Origin of the sequence: Paenibacillus sp. P3E (genome assembly GCF_001909045.1) — a bacterium.
GTDB classification, from domain to species: Bacteria; Bacillota; Bacilli; order Paenibacillales; family Paenibacillaceae; genus Paenibacillus_AQ; species Paenibacillus_AQ helianthi.
The window spans coordinates 1-878 of sequence record NZ_LVWH01000132.1; the positions used below are offsets into that span (position 1 = coordinate 1).

2 protein-coding genes are annotated in these 878 nt (G+C 34.1%); both read right to left on the bottom strand.

The window, feature by feature from the left end:
* Window positions 1-93: 93 nt before the first annotated feature.
* Window positions 94-537, bottom strand: a complete 444-nt coding sequence (locus A3842_RS12020) for a GNAT family N-acetyltransferase (protein WP_074101574.1) — start codon at window positions 535-537, stop codon at window positions 94-96.
* Window positions 538-574: 37 nt separating this feature from the next.
* Window positions 575-878, bottom strand: a 304-nt coding sequence (locus A3842_RS32940; RefSeq protein WP_218618678.1) for a hypothetical protein, incomplete at its 5' end; no start/stop codon positions are given.

Consider the following 878-nt stretch of genomic DNA (forward strand, 5'->3'; position numbering starts at 1 on the left):
TAATAATTTACATTGTCAATATTGGCGAGATCATTTATTATATCTCTCCGCTTTACTACTGAGTTGGGTACCCCGTATAGGTAACAGACCAAATTAGGCGAGATTGATAATCTTATCAAAGCAGTACGAATCTTTGTCATAGCCATTATGCTCATAAAAAGCATGGGCGTCGGTTCGTTTAAATCCGCTACATAAAATAATACTTGATATTCCAATTTCCTTAGCATAATTTTCTGTATGTCTTAATAGTTTTGTTCCTACCCCACTATGCTGATATTCCCTTTTAACAGCAAGAGCTTGAATATGTAGATAACCAATCGGAGCCCCTACTGATAATGCCTGAACTATAGTTACAAAACCAACCACATCATTTGAAAATAATGCAACAAGTGTTTTGTAATTCCCTTCCTTATTCATTTTTTCCATAGTAACACGAAAATTTTCTTCATTAACATTGCGAATTCCAAGTACATCGTTCCATAAAAAAACAACTTCAGTATAATCATTTGCTACAACTTCTCGTATCATAATTTCCATACCCAACCCCCATAAATAAAAATATTCGAATACGTCATTACATTCTGAGCAATATCTCCAACTGTACCAAATGGTATGGATTCATCATGACCGAAAAAAAGGAGATATCACGGAAATTCTCATAGGAAGGCACAGTTGCCATATCCTCCTTAGATTTCAACAAGGAAGCTTTATTTACTTCATAGTATGGGCTAATGTATTTGATTTTTGAAAATTTCTGAATATCTTTCTCTCCCTTCATACTCCCATAAAGTTCACACATTTCTATAAGAAACAGATTCGCGTCGCGACCGCATAAATAAACATACATGTTATGCCAAAAAAGTAATAGTCTTTTATTG

Coding starts and splice junctions, on each gene's coding strand:
- A3842_RS12020 (WP_074101574.1), bottom strand. CDS start 537: ATGGAAATTATGATACGAGAAGTTGTAGCAAATGATTATACTGAAGTT.